Genomic DNA, 15,169 nt, shown 5'->3' on the forward strand with positions numbered 1-15,169 from the left:
AAAAAAAGTGCTTAGCAAATGGCTTATTGATATTTGTTTGCCCGCACGCCAATCAGCACAATCACCTTATTAAAGTGAATTTGTTTATTACAAAAGGGATGGTTATGCGATTTCGTTCCTACTCCGTGTTACCCGGTTTCGGCCCCACGCTAGGGTTCACCTTGCTCTATCTGGGGCTCCTGGTGCTGTTGCCCATCTCGGCACTGGTGCTCTACAGCGTGGTCAACCTGACGGCAGCCGAATTCTGGTTGGTGGTCAGCGAACCTCGCGTCATTGCCTCGTTCAAGTTGAGCTTCGTCGCCGCGCTTATCGCTGCGGCGCTCAACAGTCTGTTTGGCCTGATCCTGGCCTGGATCCTGGTGCGCTACCAGTTTCCCGGCCGCCGTCTGGTCGACTTGCTCATCGACCTCCCCTTTGCCATGCCCACCGCCGTCTCCGGTATTGCCCTCTGCGCCATCTTCGCGCCGAACGGCTGGATTGGTCAGCTGGTCAAACCCTTCGGCATCGAGCTGGCCTATAACCCCATAGGGGTGGTGATCGCCCTGACCTTCATCGGCCTGCCTTTTGTGGTGCGCACCCTGCAGCCCGTGCTCAAGGAGAGCGAGACCGAGCTGGAAGAGGCGGCCGCCAGCCTGGGGGCCAACCGACTGCAAACCTTCGTGCGAGTCATCTGGCCCAGCCTGGTGCCGGCACTCATCACCGGCTTCGCCCTGGCCTTTGCCCGCGCTGTGGGTGAATACGGCTCGGTCATTTTCATCGCCGGTAACCTGCCCATGGTCTCGGAAATCGCGCCCTTGATGATCATGAGTCACCTGGAGGAGTATGACTATGCTGGCGCCTCGGCCATTGCCGTAGTGATGCTCTCCCTCTCCTTTATCCTGTTGTTACTCATCAACAAGCTGCAAGCCTGGAGCTGGCAGCGTATCGGAGGAAGCCGCGCATGAGCGAGCCCATCACCATCACAGTGACACCAATTCAGCAAGTCACCCGCGAACCGGGTTGGGTCAAATGGCTGCTCATCGCCCTGGGGGTCGGCTGGTTTGCCGTCCTGCTGCTGCTGCCCCTGGCGACCATCTTCATTCAGGCGCTGCGGCCCGGCCTGCTCTTCTTCTGGCATGCCATCAGTGAAACTGATGCTCTGAAGGCCATGGGGCTCACCGGCCTGGTGACCTTGCTCTCCGTACCGATGAACCTAGTGTTTGGTCTGGCGGCGGCCTGGGCCATAGCCCGCTTCCGTTTCCCCGGACGCCAACTGCTCATCACCATAATCGACCTGCCCTTCTCGGTCTCGCCCGTGATTGCCGGTCTGATGCTGGTGCTGCTCTTTGGTAGCCGCGGCTGGTTTGGCGAGTGGTTGAGCGCCCATGACATCAAGATCATCTTCGCCACCCCAGGCATTATCCTGGCCACCACCTTCATCACTGTGCCCTTCGTGGTGCGCGAGCTGCTGCCCCAGATGGAGGCTCGCGGCCCGGAAGAGGAGGAGGCCGCCATGGTACTAGGAGCCAGCGGTCTGCAGATGTTCTGGCGCGTCACCCTGCCCAGCATCCGCTGGAGTCTGATGTACGGCCTGCTGCTCTCCACCGCCCGAGCCGTCGGCGAGTTTGGTGCCGTCTCCGTGGTCTCCGGCCACATTCGCGGCCAGACCAACACCTTGCCGCTGCATATCGAGATCCTCTACAACGAATATCAGACCGGCGCGGCCTTTGCCGTGGCCAGCCTGTTGGCGCTGTTTGGCATCTTCACCCTGTTGGGCGAAACCCTGTTGACGCGCCTGCGCGGCGCCAGCCGCCCCCATTAACCGGCTAGCCCAGCCTTAGTGTGCACAGTGCCCGCATTAATTTAGATAGGTGACCCCATGAGTATTCAGGTTCAGCAACTCAACAAGCACTTCAACCAGTATGCCGCCCTGAGCGACATCAACCTCGACTTCAAGGATGGGGAGCTGGTCGCCCTGCTGGGCCCCTCCGGCTGCGGCAAGACCACACTGCTGCGCATCATTGCCGGCCTGGAGCAGGCCGATAGCGGTCGCATCCTGATCCGCGGCGAAGATGCCTCGGACCTGCATGTGCGCGAACGCAATGTGGGCTTCGTCTTCCAGCACTATGCCCTGTTCCGCAACATGACGGTGTTCGAGAACGTGGCCTTCGGCCTGCGGGTCAAACCCCGCCGCATCCGCCCCAATGAGGCCACCATTCAGGCCAAGGTGAAAGAGTTACTGGATCTGGTGCAGTTGGGCCATGTGGCCAGCCGCTACCCGACCCAACTCTCTGGCGGCCAACGGCAACGGGTCGCGCTCGCCCGCGCCCTGGCCGTGCAACCCAAGGTGTTGCTGCTGGATGAGCCCTTCGGTGCCCTGGACGCCCAAGTGCGCAAGGAGTTGCGCCGCTGGTTGCGTCAATTGCACGATGAACTGCATGTGACCAGCCTGTTCGTCACTCACGATCAGGAAGAGGCCTTGGAAGTGGCCGATCGGGTGGTGTTGATGAATGCCGGCAAGGTCGAGCAGATCGGCACCCCGGCTGAGGTATACGATCAACCCGCCAGCCCCTTCGTCCATCGCTTCCTGGGCAGCGTCAATCTGTTCCATGGCCGCGTAGCCGGGCAGGGCTTGGGGATCGGCAATCAGACCCTCAAGGGTCACACTCCCACCCATCTGGCCCAAGGCAGTGCCGCCGTGGCCTATGTGCGCCCCCATGAGCTGCAGATCCTGCCTGCCGATGCCCAGGAGGGGGTGAGTGCCACCATAGAGCGCCTGCTGCCCATGGGGCCGCGCATCCGCGTGGAACTGCGTGGTAATGACGGCACAAATGGGGCACTATTCGAGGCCGAGTTGAGCAAGGAAGAGGTGAAGTTCCTGCTGCCGGGTCAGACGGTACAGTTAGTGGCCAAACAGGCCCAACTCTATCCAGACTATGAGATCTAATGGAGGGGCAGTCGCTGCCCCTCCTCTGCCAACTGCAAACTAGAAGGAGGGGTGGGGTGAACTTTCAGCAACTGCGCATCATCCGGGAATCCGCTCGCCGCGACTACAACCTGACCGAGGTGGCCAACGCCCTCTATACTTCCCAGTCCGGGGTTAGCCGGCATATTCGCGAGCTGGAGGAGGAGCTGGGGATCGAGCTCTTCATCCGCCATGGTAAGCGCCTGCTGGGCATGACAGAGCCTGGCAAGGAGTTGCTGATCATAGCCGAGCGCATGCTCAACGATGCCAACAACATCCGCAAACTGGCCGACACCTTCGCCAACCGGGAACATGGCCGCCTGCATGTGGCCACCACCCATACCCAGGCACGCTATGCCCTGCCTCGGGTGGTGAAGGCGTTCCGCCAGCAGTTTCCGCAGGTACAACTGGAGCTGCAACAGGCGGGCCCCGATGAGATAGTGCGCCTGCTGCAAGGGGGCGATATCGACATCGGCATCAGCAGTGAGCGCCTGGATCGCAGCGAAGGGATAGTCGCCTTCCCCTACTACCGTTGGCATCACAACATAGTGGTACCGGAGCAACACCCCCTGACTCTGGAGCCGGAACTGACCCTGGCCCAGATTGCCCAGTGGCCGATCATCACCTACCAGGCGGGGCTCACTGGCCGTGCCCGGGTCGATGACGCCTTTGCCGCCGCCCAGCTGCAACCGGAGATCCTGCTGACCGCCCAAGACTCGGATGTCATCAAAACCTATGTGGAGCTCGATATGGGGGTCGGCATACTGGCCGACATGGCCTTCGATGCCAAGCGGGACCAAGGACTGGTGCAACTGGATGCCAGCCACCTGTTTGCCCCCCATACCGCCTGGATTGGCCTGAAACGGGGTCAATACCAGCACAACTACGCCTGGCAGTTCATCCAGCTCTGTAATCCGGAATTGAGCCTGGCCGATATCCAGGCCCAGGCACTGGGCAACGAGCCCCCTCTCGATTACGAGATCTGAGGCCGCTCAGCGGCCAAAGAGGTAGACCATGGCCGCCAGGAGCAGACTGCACACCAGATTCAAGCGCAAGCCGACCCGGATCATCTGCCACTGGGGCACCCGCCCGGTGGCAAACACCATGGCGTTGGGGGGCGTGGCTACCGGCAACATGAAGGCACACGAGGCCGCCAGCGCCACCATGATGGCCATCAGCCCCGCATCGACCCCCAGCAGCTGAGCCATGCTGCCAAACAGCGGCACCATGAGGGCCGCCGTGGCGGTGTTGGAAGCCAATTCGGTCAGGAAGACCACAAAGCTGGCGATGGCCAACAGCAAGAGCCAGAGCGGTGCCCCACTCAGCCAAGTGAGCAGATGATGAGCCAGGAAGAGGCTGGCCCCGCTCTGTTGCAATACGGCCGAGAGGCAGAGACCACCGCCAAACAGCAAGAGCACCCCCCACTCGGTCTGGGTCTCGATCTGCTGCCAGCTGGCGAGCCCAGAGCCCCCCACCAGCACCACGGCCAACAGCGCCACCCCACTGTCGAACTGCTCGAAGCCGCCGAACAGCGCCGAAAGCGGTGCCGAGAAGAGCCAGAGTCCGACTATGAAGAGAAACAGCAGCAGAGTCCAACAACGGCTGGCCTGCCACTGCCACTGGGCCAGATCGGCGACCACCGGGTGATCAAGTCGGGGTTTGAGCACCCAGTAGAGCAGCCACCAACTGACCGGCAACAGCAACAACATGGCAGGCAGCCCCCAGCGCATCCACTCCAGAAAACCCAAGCCGGCATAGGCGGCAGCGATAGCATTGGGCGGGCTGCCCACCAGGGCGCCCATGCCACCTATGCTGGCGCTGTAGGCGACCCCCAGCAACACAAAACAGTGTGTGCCCGGCTCCTGCTTGGCATCCACCTCCCGCAACAGGCCAAAAGCCAGAGGCAACATGATGGCGACTGTGGCGGTATTACTGATCCACATGGAGAGAAAGGCAGTAAAGATGAAGAGCCACCACACCGCATGGCTCAGCCGTCCCCCCGCCAACTTAATGACACGCTGGGCCAGATAGCCATCCAACCCCTGAGCATGCAGCGCCGCCGCCAGGGCAAAGCCACCAAGAAACAAGAAGAGCACCGGATTGGCAAAATGGCTCAGGGCGGCAGGCAGCGACAAGATACCCAAGCCCGAGGCCAGCAGCGGCACCAAAATCGCCGTTAGGGTGACATGCATAGCCTCACTCAACCATAAGACGGCGATGGCACTCAATAAACCCAGCCCCTTGCCGATAACCGGATCAAGAGGAAGCTGGTAGGCCAGCAGCCAGAGCAGAAACAGGGCCAGTAGCAGATAGCCCACTTTGATCCCCTGCCAGTGCGCCATAGCCACCTCTGCTTCAGTCGGTCTACTTTGAGACTAGCCCGATTCCCGCCACTTACCCAAGGCGGGGGAAGCCGAGATAGCACAAAAAATGGCCAGCTTTATGCAGAGCTAGTTTGCGAGTCAAACGTGTGACAGAGGTGAAATATGAACACCCACTACGCCCAACAACAACTCAGTGAAACCTGTCGAGCCATAGGCGCCATCTTTACCTTTGATGAGGCTGAGGGTGAGGTTCGCGCCTGCATAGTCAAAGGCCAGCACTGGTGGAGCCTGATCGAAGGGCTGGATGCCGATGACAGCACCTGGCATGCCCAACTACAGCGCATTCGCAGCCAACGTTAATATTGGTTGCGAATCGCAACCAAGCTGCTCTACTATCACGCTATCAGTGATAGTAGAGGTGCCATTATGGATCCCCGTAGCCTGCGCGCATTTTCCCGCCAACTGGTTCGTGAATTAGGGCTGTTTGCCCCTAACTGCTGCCATAGCAATCTCACGCCAGTCGAAGCCCACCTCTTGATTGAGCTGGAGTCCGGCCCCTTGACCAACAACCAGTTGGCCGAGCGTCTGCGCGTCGATAAATCCAACACCAGCCGCCCCCTCACCCGCCTGCAAGAGCGCGGCCTGGTTGCCCGCCAGCCCCACGCCCTGGATGGCCGCAGCCAGGAACTCTGCCTGACCGCCGAGGGAGAAGAGGTGCTTGGCCGCCTGCATCGGGATCTGGATCATCAGACCGCCGATGTATTGGCACAACTCACACCGGCAGAGCAACAACAGCTGGGCCAAGGCTTGGCCCTCTATCTGCGCGGGCTACACCAGGCCAAGCAGCAGCAGGGCTTAACCCTACGCCCGCTCATGCCGGAGGATCAGGCCGCCATCGCCCAGGTGATCCGTCAAGTTTCCGCCGAACATGGCCTCAGTGCCGCCAAGGGTTATGGCGTGGCCGATCCCGCCCTGGATCGGCTCTACCCTAATTTTCAAGGTGAGGGCCGTGCCTATTGGGTGATCACGGATGCCAAGGGACAAGTATTAGGTGGCGGCGGCATAGCGCCACTGCAGGATGCAAATGAAGAGATCTGCGAATTGCAAAAAATGTATTTCCTGCCCGAGCTGCGGGGCAAGGGTTTGGGCAAACGCCTGATACTACAGGCCCTGGCCTTTGCCCGTCAGGCGGGCTATCACACCTGTTATCTGGAGACCACGGCGGCGCTAGCACAGGCGACACGCCTCTACGAGCAGTTGGGCTTCACACACCTGTGCGCCCCGCTGGGGAACACGGGACACTGCGACTGCGAAATTCGCATGAGCCTGGCCCTAGAACCGAGCCCAACCTATGCCCCTCCAGTCACTAGCCAGTGTGGTTGCGACGGATGACGCTATTGCGGCCACAAAGTTTCCTCCCACGAAGAAAAAATCTTTCGGCTAATAACGCTGAAGAATCATTGTGAGCCGCCCGATGATAGCTTAGAATTTGCTCAGTTTTGTAACCGGGATCACATGATGGATCTGTTAGCTCTGATACTCGATTTTATCCTGCACGTTGACGTGCATCTGCAAGCATTGATGAATGACTATGGCCTCTGGGTTTATGGCATTCTGTTTCTCATCATCTTCTGCGAAACCGGTCTGGTGGTGACACCCTTCCTGCCTGGCGACTCTCTGCTGTTTGCCGCAGGCGCGTTGACGGTGGGCACGGCTCTTGATGTCAACATGCTGGCAGGCCTACTGATCATTGCCGCCGTGCTGGGTAACCTGACCAACTACACCATTGGTCACTTCTTCGGTGACAAACTGTTCCAGAATCCTGACTCCCGGCTGTTCCGTCGCGATCACCTGGAGAAGACTCAGGTATTCTTCGCCAAGCATGGTGGCAAGACGGTGATTATCACCCGCTTCTTGCCCATCTTGCGCACCATAGCCCCCTTTGTTGCGGGTATGGGCGCCATGCACTACAAGCGGTTCATGGTATTCAACCTGGCAGGTGGGGTCCTCTGGGTTACCAGCTTCATCTATCTGGGCCACTTCTTCGGAAACATGCCTGCGGTAAAACAGAATTTTACTATTCTCATGGTCGGCATCATCATCTTCTCACTGCTACCCATGATCATCGGCTCAGTGCGTCATCGCATGAAGCGCGCTTCGGCATAACGCCTGCGGTTGATAACAGAGAGGGCGGCCCATGGGCCGCCCTCTCTATTTAGGGGTGCAGATTGAATTCCGACTTACTCTTCGAAGTAGGTGCCCCAACCATCATAGTCAACCCCATACTTCTCGCACAGGGGCAACAGGCTCTCGATCTCGGTGACGATACGCGGCGAGGCCAGGGTGCCATCCTTGCTGGCATCAAAGCAGAATATCAGCGAACCATCTTCCAACTCCACCTCTTCAGCATCGGTTACTTCGAATCCGGCCTTGAACAGATCCACCGCCAGCTTCTCCAGACGATCGAAATTATGGCTGGCGAAGTGGTGCTCGATGGTGTACTCGGAATCCGGATTGCTGCCATCTTCCAGCAGCTCTTCAATGATGGCATCCGTCTCTTCACGCCATTCGTTAATTGTGGTCATCTCGCCTCCTGGGGCTTAAGTTCAGAGTCCAGCCAGCTTCTCATCCGGCAGATCAAGATCGGTATTGTGGTTAATGCCGATGCCACGACTGAGTACAGTCTCGGCAATCGCCTTGGCCTCATCCAGTGAGTGCATCACATAGGTACCACACTGGTATTCATTGAGTTCGGGGATTTGGGCCTGACTCATCACCTGGGTCACATCGGCCATGGCATCACGCCAGGCTTTGGCTACCCGCTCTTCACTTGGCGCCCCAATCAGACTCATATAGAAGCCAGTACGACACCCCATGGGCGAGATATCGATGATCTCGACGCCATCGCCATTGAGGTGATCGCGCATGAAACCGGCGAAGAGATGCTCCAGTGTATGGATACCCTTCTCGGAGAGGATCTCCTGATTCGGCCGGCAGAACCGCAGATCAAACACTGTGATGGTGTCGTGACCCGGGGTCAGCATAGTCTTGGCCACACGTACGGCCGGTGCCTGCATACGGGTGTGATCAACTTTGAAACTGTCTAACAGGGGCATAACAAGCTCCTCTAGCTTAAATAACGGGGCAGTGAGATCACAGGGTGCACTGGCGATATTGTGCCGCATAACGGTTGGCACGCGCCTCAACTTTTCGCGCCGTACTCATCAACCAGGCTTTATTTTTGTAGCTGCCACGACGATAACCGCCCCAGCCTTCGTGATAGTTGAGATATTGGCGATAAGCATCCCATTTTGAGACGCCATTGACCTTCTGCGCCTTCCAGGTGTACCAGCCCATGAAGTCGATGGCATCGGCAAAATCATCCCGATCGGCCCAACTATTGCCGGTTTCGCGCTGGTAATCCGCCCAGGTCTCATCCTTCACCTGAGCGAAACCATAGGCTGAGCTGGGACGCCCCAGGGGGATAAACAGGAAGTAACGCATCGGCGGCTGGGCATCATATTTGAAGCTAGACTCCTGATACATCATGGCCATCGGCACCTGAGGCGGGGTTCCCCACTTTTCGCTCATCGCCTGAGCCGCCTCATGCCAATCACTCTTCTCCTGGAAGATGGCACAGAGATCCTCTGGATTGCTGGGCCGAGAGGTACTGGTGCTGCACCCTGCGGTCAGGAGCAGTAACAGCGGCAGACCCAAGCTCACCCACACTGCCCGCAGTCTGGTAGAAAAAAATGCAATAAAAAAGGCCGGCTGCGCCGGCCCTCTGCGCCTAGACATCAAACCGCCTCTTCGTTCTCTTCGCCGGTACGGATGCGGATCACTCGCTCCACCGGCGTCACAAAGATTTTGCCGTCGCCGATCTTGCCGGTGTGAGCACTCTTGACTATGGCTTCAATGCAGCGCTCGACATCTTCGTCCTGCACCACCAGATCCAGTTTCACCTTGGGCAGAAAGTCCACCACATACTCGGCCCCACGGTAGAGTTCGGTGTGCCCTTTCTGACGGCCAAAACCCTTCACCTCTGACACCGTCATGCCGCTGATGCCAAGATCGCCCAGCGCCTCACGGACATCATCCAGTTTGAATGGTTTGATGATGGCTTCAATCTTCTTCATGTGAACTCCTTACTGTTTAATTGGCGCCATAAGTATCTCACCGCGCCGCCCATGGCAGAGGATCTGGCCAATTGGGCTATTCTGACCAACTATCCGTTGCTAATACAACATGATACGCAAACCGGGTGGTAACGACCAACGCACAGAACCCATAATTTTCATCCTGAACGCAAACGGATGAAAGCGGTTATCAGGGATGATAATGAAAACCCCGCCGTATCACCAGCCACTACTGGCCCCGAGGGGGCAAGGTGACCATCTCCCCTTGCTGGGTGATGCTAAGCGCCGACTGGCCCATGGTCTGCCATGTGGCCGTGACCTGGACCGTTTTGAGCCATGCGTCATTCTGTCGATGACTCGCCACCACCCGCCACTGCAACCGACATGGCGAGCCAGAGCTGCTGCACTCTCCCACCGCCAAGGCTCTGGTGCAATCGTCACCTTCGGCGTCGTCGTGCCACTCCATGGCACACGCCTGGAGCCGCTCCAACTGGCTTTGCGCCAGAGCCCGCACCTGCTCTCGCTGAGCGGCTCGTTGCAATGCCTGGCGTAGCTGTAACTCTCCCCGGGTGATAACCAGGATGCCCAGCAACATGATGAGCAGAGCCACCATCACCTCCAGCAGGGCGAAGCCGAGTACCCGCGGGTCTCGGCGTAACATTCGGCTACCAGTCACGCCAACTCCCCGCTACCAATTCAAAGCGCCATAGGCTTGGCGAATGTTGCAACGCCACCAAGATTTCCGGCCTGTGTTCGATGACGGCACCCAGGTCAATGGGCAGGGGGCGTTGACTCACCAAAGCCCCATAGAGTCTCGCCCCTGCCGCCACGTTTACCGAGGGCTCCCCCTCATGACCCAGCAAGACTAGGAGGCCATAGAAGCGAGCATCAGAGGCTAACTGCAGCTCGCCCGAGGTCGACACCAGGATCAGTGGCTGCTCGGCACGTCCCACTTGCCCCTGCAATGCACACCCTCCTGGCACCAGAAGCAATCCACTCGTCTGGCTATCCAGAGTGTGACAATCCCTAATTCGCCGAGTGGCGAGACTCGTCAGTTGCGCAATAGCGTGGGAGGTGGCGGGAATGCCAAACAGATAGTCCAGCGGATCGGCTATGCCAGCCGTGTCTCCGCGTTCAGGAGCGACCACCCCAGAGAGGGGACGACGTAGTAACAGCGGATAGGCCAGCAACTGGCGTCGCACCACGCTATGCGCCTCACTCCCTCCCCCCTGTGCCGACAACTGCCACGCCCACCCTGTGCTAGCCAACGGCTGACTCGTCACATCGACCCGCGCTGGCCACTGGGCCTGATCGGGCGCCGCTTGATGAAACTGCACCAGCAGAGCTATGGCCTGGGCCAGATTAGCCTCTGCCTGACCCAATGCCTCCTGTTGCCGGAACTCGCTAGCCTGGGTGCGCAACTCGCTCACCTGCTGCTGCGCCGAGAAAGCCAGCAGCCCTCCCATCAACAACAGCACAAAGAGCGTCATGCTCAGGGTCACACCGCCGGTTATCGGGCGCCTACCAGCCATTACGCACCCACACCTGCCGCGTCAGAAACAGCGGCTGCTCTGGCACTCGTCTGGAGACCCCCCTCACCACCAATTGCAACAAGGGGGCATCGGCCTGCGGCTTGGTGAAACTCAATTGGGTGATCTGAATATCCCCATCTGAGCTGAGATCCTGCCATCCTCCGCCTGCGCAGCCCTGAGCCTGCTGGCTGGCCAGATCCGGCCACAGCTTTTGTTCGACCGCCTGATGCTCGCCATTGAAACGGTAGCCCGCTAGCTCCTCATCCCCCAGCACACCATCCCCATTGAGATCGCTGCGTAGCAAGAGACAAGTTTCATTCGGCAGCAACACCCCGGCGACGCTAACCTCGGCAGGCCGCCAGGGATAGGGTCGATCCAGTGGCAGCTTCGCCAACTGCTGCGCCAGAGCCTCGCCACTATAGCCAGAGCGACGTATCTCTCCTTCCACGCGATCCAGCAAAGCCACCAGGCTGAGGCGTAACTCCAGCTCAGCCTGTCGCTCGGCATAGCTGCGCACCTCTCCCAGATAGAAACAGAGCAGCGCCAGCAGCACACCCGACCCCAGTGCTATGGCCAACATCAACTCCACCAAGCCAGACCCTCGGCTCGCCCTACTCATGCACATGGCCAGACTCCTACCAGGGAAGCATCGACCGAGCAGAGACGAATACGCCCGAGCCCTGAGGTTTTGACACTGACCTGCATGGCACCACTGGCAAAAGTGACATGACCCGCCCCTAACGTGCCGCGCCGTATGCCAATCCCCAACTCATCCCCCGTATAGGCAATCTCCTGCAGAGTCACATCAGGATAATCGGACCAGTTTGCCCCTCGCAGCAAACCATCTTGGCCTATGTCACAGATAGCCGAGCAGGAGTCGCATTCCCTATCGGACCGGTCCGTGATGCGATAACACCAGCGGTTCCCGGCAAAGAAATAGATATTGATAGCCGGATCCTGTCGCGCCCTGGCCTCATTGCGTGCCAGTTGGATATGACCATACAGGCCATCAGCCGCCGCCAGCAGCTGGTGCGCTTGTCGCTGCTGCTGATAACTCGGCAGGCCCAACCCCAGTAGAATAAGCATGACGGCCAGGGTGGCCATCAACTCCAACAGGGTAAACCCCACATTCCCACTCTTCACCGCACCACTCCCACTCATCCAATCTGGAGCCAAAGAGTGTAGATAGCCCTATCCAGCTAGCCATGTCAGATATGATAGGCGCAGAGGTGAACCGCCATTTCTGTCAGCTCGCTGAAGCGGGGCCGAGCCACTCGCCTATACTGCGGGAAAACAGATGATCCTGATCAATTCACGTCATTTTTTCGGCAAAATTTACCTAACGGCCAGTTATCGACCTAAATAGTATTCCGTATGATGCTATGGTGAACTGTCGTTTCTGGCAGGCAGCAGATTGTTGGCATGGGATCTTGGGAGTATTCAGCAGATGGCAAAAAATAGTCCGACTACGGGCCGGGAGCGTCAGTTCTCCGAGCAACATAATCTCATCTCCACCACAGATGAAAGTGGCCGTATTCTCTACGCCAATGACCACTTTTGCGAGATCGCGGGCTATGAGGGTGAAGAGCTAGAAGGCGAAAACCACAACATAGTTCGCCACCCGGACATGCCCAAAGCCGCCTTCCAGGATCTGTGGACTCACCTCAAGAACAAGAAAAGCTGGATGGGGCTGGTTAAAAATCGCGCCAAGAACGGCGACCACTACTGGGTGAACGCTTATGTCACCCCCATACTCGACAACCAGGATCGACTGATAGAGTACCAATCGGTACGCAGCCGCCCATCACGCGATGAGATTGCTCAAGCCGAGAGCATGTATCAACAGATAAACGCGGGCAAGATCCCACGACGCCTGAAGTATAACTGGCCGGGGATACTCTTCCAGACGCGGTTTCTTCAACTGATCAGTTTGGCCACCCTGGCCATAGGCGCGCTCACCAGCAGCCCGGCTTGGTTGGCCACTACGGCTCTCCTGCTAGGAACACAGCTCTCCCACTCGCTATGGTGGGGTAAGCGCCTGCGCAACCTGGCCAGCATAGCGCGGGAAAACCTGCTCACCGACGTGACTCAGGTACTCTACACCGGCTCTCGGGATGAGCTGGCCGCTATCGAGATGGCGCTGCGCATGAAAAAGGCCGAGCTGAGGGCCATAGTTGGCCGCACCGGGGATACCAGCAACACCATACTGCAGGCGGCCGAGGCCGATGTGGCCAACATCCAGGGTATCACTCAAAATCTGGAGCAGCAGCTGAGCGAGACCGAACAGCTCGCCACCGCCATCAATGAGATGAGTCACTCCATCCGCGAAGTGGCGGGTAACGCCAGCGCCACCTCGGATCTGGTGAGTGGGGTCATGGATACCACTGTGCTGGGCAGACAAAGTGTTGAACAGACCATAGAGGCGGTGAACCGGCTACATGGCGAACTGAGTGAAACCACCCAGATCATTGGTGAACTGGCCAAGAACAGCCAACAGATAGAGCAGATCTTGGAGGTGATCACCAGCATAGCCGATCAGACCAATCTGCTGGCGCTCAATGCCGCCATCGAGGCGGCGCGGGCCGGTGAGCAGGGACGCGGTTTTGCCGTGGTCGCCGATGAGATCCGCGCTCTGGCCATGAAGACCCGTCTCTCGACCCAGGAGATCCAATCCATGATCCATGAGCTGCAGGGCACAGCCGGACGCGCCATGAAAACCATGGAAGCGGGGCGAGAAGGCTCTGCCGAGTGTCGTGAACGGGCGGCGGCAACAGGCACGCAGCTGCAGAGTATCCAGAAACTATTAGAGCGGGTGACCGATGCCAGCCATCAAATCGCCGTGGCGGTGGAGGAGCAGGCCTGCGTGACCGATGAGGTGAATCGCAACATTCACAACATCAAGCACTTTGCCGAGAGCAATACCGGACGCAGCCATGATGCGGTTGATCGGATAGGCCAACTGGTTGAACACCTGCAAGCGCTCTCGCGTCTGATCCAGCAATTTCAACGCTAACGCCGTCAGAGTTCTGGCGCTCGAGTAGTGGCATGCCCTTTGCAGATTCAAGCTACGAGAGTCGCTATCTGTAGAGGGCAAAGCATGAAACATTGGAACTCACACTTTAGTCAATTCCAGACCCTGAACTGGCTGATGGTCTGGACCCTGATGTGCTGTAGCGCCATCCTACTCTTCCCGGTAGAACGGCTGGGCCAGGCTGCCGCTAACTTCGTTCACCCCATGAGCCTCTATCTCTGGCTCGGGGTAATGGCCGCAGGCTCCTACTTCATCAGCCAACTGCTGTTGGTAGGCTGGGAAGTGTTACGAGTGCGTGTGCACACCAAGCTGCAGCAAAACAAGCTGGAGCAGATGATCCAGTGCCTGGACTTCAGTGAACGCGCCATACTGCGGGAGTTTATACTGCAGCGTAAAAGCGTCATCAAGCTGCCAGTGACCGAACCAGCCGTCAAAAATTTGTTGGACGCCGGCGTCCTGACCTATGCCTATGGTCAGCCCTTCTATGAAGATGACACCCAGATCAAGGCACTGATGATTGCCCTCCCAGCCCGCCCACTCATCACCTATCGCGCCGTCGGCCTCAGCAAGAGCAAGATGAGCGACGAACAGATTGAGCAGATCATGAGTTCTCGCCCCAAGTTTGCCGGCAAAAGCACCAGCCGCTGAACGCCACGAGTTAGCTAAAAACGAGGCCGGGTAGTCCCGGCCCGGTTATTCGGTACGATTCTTCAAATAACCGGCATAGTCCGGGATCTCGATGGAAAACTTCTGATCCATATGCGGGCAGTCCATCAGGAAGTCAGCCGTGGCCTCATTAGTCGCCATGGGGATATTCCACACCGCAGCCAAGCGGAGCAAGGCCTTCACATCCGGATCATGCGGCACCGCATTCAATGGATCCCAGAAGAAGATGAGCACATCGATCTTGCCCTCGGCAATCAAGGCGCCGAGCTGTTGATCCCCACCCATGGGGCCAGAGAGTAAACCTGTGATCGGCAAACCCGCCTCACGACTCAATATGGAGCCCGTGGTGCCGGTAGCATAGAGATGATGCAGCTTCAACTGTTCACTGCGCGCCTTCACCCAACGCACCAGATCCATCTTCTTGTTATCGTGGGCGACTAGGGCCAAGCGTTTGTGGGCGGCCATCTCACGGGCAATAGTTGCTTGCATCTTATGTTCCTTATAATTCATAGGCGATCAATTAGTTATCAGATCTC

Annotated in this window: 19 protein-coding genes; 9 read left to right on the plus strand and 10 right to left on the minus strand. The window is 58.4% G+C overall.

The window, feature by feature from the left end; all coding sequences use genetic code 11:
* Positions 1-104: 104 nt before the first annotated feature.
* From cysT to cbl, 4 genes are read left to right on the plus strand one after another with little or no spacing between them, the layout of a single operon-like run.
* Entirely contained in the window at positions 105-944 is an 840-nt protein-coding gene (gene cysT, locus ACZYTD_RS00905; protein ID WP_463887953.1) for a sulfate ABC transporter permease subunit CysT, read from the plus strand.
* Positions 941-1,801 carry a sulfate ABC transporter permease subunit CysW gene (gene cysW / locus ACZYTD_RS00910; protein WP_463887955.1) on the plus strand — a complete coding sequence of 287 codons (861 nt, stop codon included), beginning with the start codon at positions 941-943 and terminating at the stop codon, positions 1,799-1,801. Before cysT ends, cysW begins: the two co-directional genes overlap by 4 nt.
* Before the next feature lie 57 nt (positions 1,802-1,858).
* Positions 1,859-2,926: a sulfate/molybdate ABC transporter ATP-binding protein gene (locus ACZYTD_RS00915; protein WP_463887957.1), complete on the plus strand. Its 1,068-nt coding sequence runs from the start codon at positions 1,859-1,861 to the stop codon at positions 2,924-2,926.
* Positions 2,927-2,982: 56 nt separating this feature from the next.
* Entirely contained in the window at positions 2,983-3,930 is a 948-nt protein-coding gene (cbl, locus tag ACZYTD_RS00920) for an HTH-type transcriptional regulator Cbl (RefSeq protein ID WP_463887960.1), read from the plus strand.
* 6 nt (positions 3,931-3,936) lie between these two features.
* Here the strand turns inward: cbl and ACZYTD_RS00925 are convergent, their stop codons facing one another.
* The gene (locus ACZYTD_RS00925; RefSeq protein ID WP_463887963.1) at positions 3,937-5,286 is read right to left on the minus strand and encodes an SLC13 family permease; all 1,350 of its coding nucleotides are present in this window, start codon (positions 5,284-5,286) and stop codon (positions 3,937-3,939) included.
* A gap of 144 nt (positions 5,287-5,430) precedes the next feature.
* On the opposite strand from ACZYTD_RS00925, the gene ACZYTD_RS00930 reads away from it, so the two are divergent.
* The 3 genes from ACZYTD_RS00930 to ACZYTD_RS00940 all read left to right on the plus strand — a co-directional run bounded on the left by ACZYTD_RS00930 (position 5,431) and on the right by ACZYTD_RS00940 (position 7,434).
* Entirely contained in the window at positions 5,431-5,628 is a 198-nt protein-coding gene (locus tag ACZYTD_RS00930; protein ID WP_463887966.1) for a hypothetical protein, read from the plus strand.
* Positions 5,629-5,694: 66 nt separating this feature from the next.
* Positions 5,695-6,660 (plus strand): bifunctional helix-turn-helix transcriptional regulator/GNAT family N-acetyltransferase, encoded by a 966-nt coding sequence (locus ACZYTD_RS00935; RefSeq protein WP_463887969.1) that lies wholly within the window; start codon positions 5,695-5,697, stop codon positions 6,658-6,660.
* Between the two features lie 126 nt (positions 6,661-6,786).
* The gene (locus ACZYTD_RS00940) at positions 6,787-7,434 is read left to right on the plus strand and encodes a DedA family protein (RefSeq protein WP_463888464.1); all 648 of its coding nucleotides are present in this window, start codon (positions 6,787-6,789) and stop codon (positions 7,432-7,434) included.
* 74 nt (positions 7,435-7,508) lie between these two features.
* Here ACZYTD_RS00940 and rraB read toward each other — a convergent pair whose 3' ends face one another.
* The 8 genes from rraB to ACZYTD_RS00980 all read right to left on the minus strand — a co-directional run bounded on the left by rraB (position 7,509) and on the right by ACZYTD_RS00980 (position 12,079).
* Complete coding sequence (gene rraB, locus ACZYTD_RS00945; RefSeq protein ID WP_463888467.1) at positions 7,509-7,844, minus strand: ribonuclease E inhibitor RraB; 336 nt, start codon at positions 7,842-7,844, stop codon at positions 7,509-7,511.
* Between the two features lie 30 nt (positions 7,845-7,874).
* On the minus strand, positions 7,875-8,384 hold the full coding sequence (gene luxS, locus ACZYTD_RS00950) for an S-ribosylhomocysteine lyase (RefSeq protein WP_463887971.1): 510 nt from the start codon (positions 8,382-8,384) through the stop codon (positions 7,875-7,877).
* A 37-nt stretch (positions 8,385-8,421) separates the two neighbouring features.
* Positions 8,422-8,991, minus strand: a complete 570-nt coding sequence (locus ACZYTD_RS00955; protein ID WP_463887973.1) for a transglycosylase SLT domain-containing protein — start codon at positions 8,989-8,991, stop codon at positions 8,422-8,424.
* Positions 8,992-9,065: 74 nt separating this feature from the next.
* Complete coding sequence (locus ACZYTD_RS00960; protein ID WP_463887975.1) at positions 9,066-9,404, minus strand: P-II family nitrogen regulator; 339 nt, start codon at positions 9,402-9,404, stop codon at positions 9,066-9,068.
* Between the two features lie 229 nt (positions 9,405-9,633).
* The gene (locus ACZYTD_RS00965; RefSeq protein ID WP_463887978.1) at positions 9,634-10,080 is read right to left on the minus strand and encodes a type IV pilus modification PilV family protein; all 447 of its coding nucleotides are present in this window, start codon (positions 10,078-10,080) and stop codon (positions 9,634-9,636) included.
* Positions 10,070-10,936: a hypothetical protein gene (locus tag ACZYTD_RS00970; RefSeq protein WP_463887981.1), complete on the minus strand. Its 867-nt coding sequence runs from the start codon at positions 10,934-10,936 to the stop codon at positions 10,070-10,072. The genes ACZYTD_RS00965 and ACZYTD_RS00970 overlap by 11 nt, the downstream gene beginning before the upstream one ends.
* Complete coding sequence (locus ACZYTD_RS00975; RefSeq protein ID WP_463887984.1) at positions 10,926-11,555, minus strand: hypothetical protein; 630 nt, start codon at positions 11,553-11,555, stop codon at positions 10,926-10,928. The genes ACZYTD_RS00970 and ACZYTD_RS00975 overlap by 11 nt, the downstream gene beginning before the upstream one ends.
* The gene (locus tag ACZYTD_RS00980) at positions 11,552-12,079 is read right to left on the minus strand and encodes a GspH/FimT family pseudopilin (RefSeq protein WP_463887986.1); all 528 of its coding nucleotides are present in this window, start codon (positions 12,077-12,079) and stop codon (positions 11,552-11,554) included. Before ACZYTD_RS00980 ends, ACZYTD_RS00975 begins: the two co-directional genes overlap by 4 nt.
* A 304-nt stretch (positions 12,080-12,383) precedes the next feature.
* Here ACZYTD_RS00980 and ACZYTD_RS00985 point away from each other — a divergent pair, with 304 nt between their 5' ends.
* The gene (locus tag ACZYTD_RS00985) at positions 12,384-13,949 is read left to right on the plus strand and encodes a methyl-accepting chemotaxis protein (protein ID WP_463887989.1); all 1,566 of its coding nucleotides are present in this window, start codon (positions 12,384-12,386) and stop codon (positions 13,947-13,949) included.
* An 84-nt stretch (positions 13,950-14,033) separates the two neighbouring features.
* Entirely contained in the window at positions 14,034-14,615 is a 582-nt protein-coding gene (locus ACZYTD_RS00990) for a superinfection exclusion B family protein (protein ID WP_463887991.1), read from the plus strand.
* A 45-nt stretch (positions 14,616-14,660) separates the two neighbouring features.
* Here the strand turns inward: ACZYTD_RS00990 and ACZYTD_RS00995 are convergent, their stop codons facing one another.
* On the minus strand, positions 14,661-15,122 hold the full coding sequence (locus tag ACZYTD_RS00995; protein ID WP_463887992.1) for a methylglyoxal synthase: 462 nt from the start codon (positions 15,120-15,122) through the stop codon (positions 14,661-14,663).
* Between the last annotated feature and the right edge of the window lie 47 nt (positions 15,123-15,169).

This window comes from Pseudaeromonas sp. HNCC25DJ180 (assembly GCF_055413345.1).